This is a genomic window from Mycobacterium sp. TH-M106, from assembly GCF_057473765.1.
Map to the genome: position 1 here is coordinate 1 of NZ_JBYCLE010000407.1, position 2995 is coordinate 2995.

Here is a 2995-nt window from a genome sequence, read left to right on the forward strand (position 1 = left end):
CCGAGATGCTGGCCCGGTTCTCCACGGTGGCCGGAGAGCGGGGCAGCCCGGACACCTGGCGCGACGTTCGTGGGTTCGCGCTGAAGTTCTACACACCCGAGGGCAACTTCGACATCGTCGGCAACAACACGCCGGTCTTTTTTCTGCGGGATCCGTTGAAGTTCCAGCACTTCATCCGCTCCCAGAAGCGAATGATGGCCAGCAACCTGCGCGACCACAACATGCAATGGGACTTCTGGACCCTGTCACCGGAATCGGCGCACCAGGTGACCTACCTGATGGGTGACCGGGGGTTGCCCAGCAGCTGGCGGCAGATGAACGGCTACGGCAGCCACACCTTCAGCTGGGTCAACGCCGCCGGCGAGATCTTCTGGGTGAAGTACCACTTCATCACCGCCCAGGGGGTGCACTGCCTCACCCAGCAAGAGGGTGACCGGTTGGCCGGTGTCGACGGCGACTACCATCAGCGCGACCTGTACCAGGCGATCGAGCGCGGTGAGTATCCGAGCTGGTCGGTAAAGGTCCAGATCATGCCGTACGAGGAGGCCAAAACCTACCGGCTGAACCCGTTCGATCTGACCAAGGTTTGGCCGCACGCCGACTATCCGCTGATCGACGTCGGCACAATCACGCTGGACCGCAACGTCGCCGACTACCACGCCGAGATCGAGCAGGCGGCGTTCGAGCCGAGCAACGTGGTGCCCGGTACGGGGCTGAGCCCCGACAAAATGCTGCTGGCCCGCGGCTTCGCCTACGCCGACGCTCATCGCGCCCGGATCGGGACCAACTACAACCAGCTACCAGTCAACGCACCCAAGGTGGACGTGCGCAGCTACTCCAAAGACGGTGCGATGCGGTACCGCAGTGCGTCCGGCCCGGTGTATGCACCGAACTCGGTGGGTGGGCCCAAGGCCGATCCGGCACGTGCGGCCGAGGTGCGCTGGCACACAGACGGCGACATGGTGCGTCAGGCGTACACGTTGCGAAAAGACGACGACGACTGGAGCCAGGCCGGCAGCCTAGTCCGGCAGGTCCTCGATGACGCCGCCCGTGAACGCTTGGCCGACAACATCATTGGCCACGTCTCCGATGGAGTGACCGAGCCAGTGCTGTCACGGGTGTTCGAGTACTGGCGAAACGTCGACCCGGATCTGGGCAAGAAGGTCGAAGAGGGTGTGCGCGCGCATCTGAGTCGGTAGCCGCGCGCCCTACCGGAAGGTGGGAGTCGGCCAGCTCAGCGTCGGGGTTTGCGGCGGCGGTTCTTGCGCTTGATGCCGACTCCACCCCACAGTGAGAAACCGCGCACCGTCACCTTCGGCGCGCCGGGGGTGCCGGCGCCCTCGACGCTCTGGTCGAAACTGCCCATGACACCGTAACCGTGGACGTCGACGTTGACTTCCGGTGGCAGCAGAATCGTCTGCCCGCCCATGATCGAAAATGCGTTGATCTGCACGTCGGGGGAGGTGAAGTCGGCGTAGCGCAAATCCACCACCCCGCCGCCGAACAGCGAGAAGGTGGTCAACCGTTTCGGAACGTTCCAGCGGCCTCGGCGCTGGAAGGCGCTCATGATGGCCAGCAGCAGTGTGGACGGCGCGGGTTTGCAGGCGCCGCCGCGGCTCGGGCTCACCGACGATCCCAGCAAGTCGGACCGCAGTCGATCCAGCTCGCCGTAGGTCTGGGCTGCGTAGGCCTTGGCGAGACGGTCTTCGTAGTCGCCCATCGGCAGTCGGCCCTGCGCGGCGGCATCGCCGAGCAACTGCGCTAACTGAATGCGGTCGGTGTCGGCCGCGCGCGACTCCGCGCTCGGTCTGCCGTTGTCTTTTTGCGCAGTATCACCCATTGGCTATAGAGCCTACGACGCACAGCCTCGACCGCAAGGAGCTTCGCCAAACTGCGCGGTCATCGTTACCTGGGCGGCAGCTGGTTACCCCGGGCCCCGGGAGTCCACTGTGGTGGACGCTTCTGGAGGAAAGCCAGCATGCCTTCGCGGGCTTCGTCGGAGACGAACAGCCGGGCCGACTCGACGCTGAGCCGCTCGGCCTCGCGGTCGAACGCTGCCAGCACGGCAGCTGTGGTCAGCGCTTTCGACGCCGCCAGACCCTGAGGCGATCCGTGCGCGAGTTCGTCGGCCAGCGCGGTGACCGTCGCATCCACGTCGTCGGCGGCGATCGTGACCAGCCCGATCGCGGCGGCCTCTGTGGCGTCGAACTTCTCACCGGTCAGGAAGTAGCGCCCCGCGGCCCGGGCGGACATCTTAGGAAGCAGCGTCAGCGAGATGATCGTGGGTGCCACCCCGATCCGTGCCTCGGTCAAGGCGAACGTGCTGGCCGGTCCGGCGACCGCGATATCGCATGCCCCCACCAGGCCCATACCGCCGGCTCGGACGTGGCCGTCGATGGCGGCGATGACTGGCAATGGCGACTCCACGATGGCGCGAAACAATGCCGCGCCCGCCCTGGCCCGGTCTGCGGCCATCTCGAAAGGGTCACCACCCGATGCTGCTGAAGATTCGGAGAGGTCCGCCCCGGCGCAGAACGTGTTGCCGGTATGGCCGAGCACCACAGCGCGAATCGCCGGATCCGCGGCGGCGTCGGCCAGCCCCTGACGCAGCTGGCCGACCAGGACGTCCGACAGCGCGTTGCGGTTGTGTGGGGAGTTCAGTGTCAGCCGTGCGACGTGGCCGTCGGCTGCGTACTGGACCAGGGTGTCCATCAGTAGGACCGGGGCAGGCCCAGCGACGTCTGCGCGACGAAATTGAGGACCATCTCCCGGCTCACCGGCGCGATTCGTGACAGCCTCGACGCGGTCAACGCCGCGGCGACGCCGTACTCCTTGGTCAGCCCGTTGCCGCCCAGCGCCTGCACCGCCTGGTCGACCGCGCGGGCGGCGGCCTCGCCTGCGGCGTACTTGGCCATGTTCGCCGCTTCGGCGGCGCCGGCGTCGTCGCCGCTGTCGTAGAGGGTGGCGGCCTTCTGCATCATCAGCTTGGCCAACT

4 protein-coding genes are annotated in these 2995 nt (G+C 66.6%); 1 reads left to right on the forward strand and 3 read right to left on the reverse strand.

Features of this window, described 5'->3' with window-relative positions:
- Positions 1-1199, forward strand: a 1199-nt coding sequence (locus tag AC2VOP_RS14360; RefSeq protein ID WP_486961596.1) for a catalase, incomplete at its 5' end; no start/stop codon positions are given.
- Between the two features lie 35 nt (positions 1200-1234).
- Here the strand turns inward: AC2VOP_RS14360 and AC2VOP_RS14365 are convergent.
- The 3 genes from AC2VOP_RS14365 to AC2VOP_RS14375 form a co-directional block, all read right to left on the reverse strand.
- Positions 1235-1840, reverse strand: a complete 606-nt coding sequence (locus AC2VOP_RS14365; RefSeq protein WP_486961597.1) for a DUF1707 SHOCT-like domain-containing protein — start codon at positions 1838-1840, stop codon at positions 1235-1237.
- 65 nt (positions 1841-1905) lie between these two features.
- Positions 1906-2712: an enoyl-CoA hydratase family protein gene (locus AC2VOP_RS14370; protein ID WP_486961598.1), complete on the reverse strand. Its 807-nt coding sequence runs from the start codon at positions 2710-2712 to the stop codon at positions 1906-1908.
- Positions 2712-2995 (reverse strand): acyl-CoA dehydrogenase family protein (locus AC2VOP_RS14375; protein WP_486961599.1); only part of this gene is annotated, 284 nt, incomplete at its 5' end. The genes AC2VOP_RS14370 and AC2VOP_RS14375, both read right to left, overlap by 1 nt.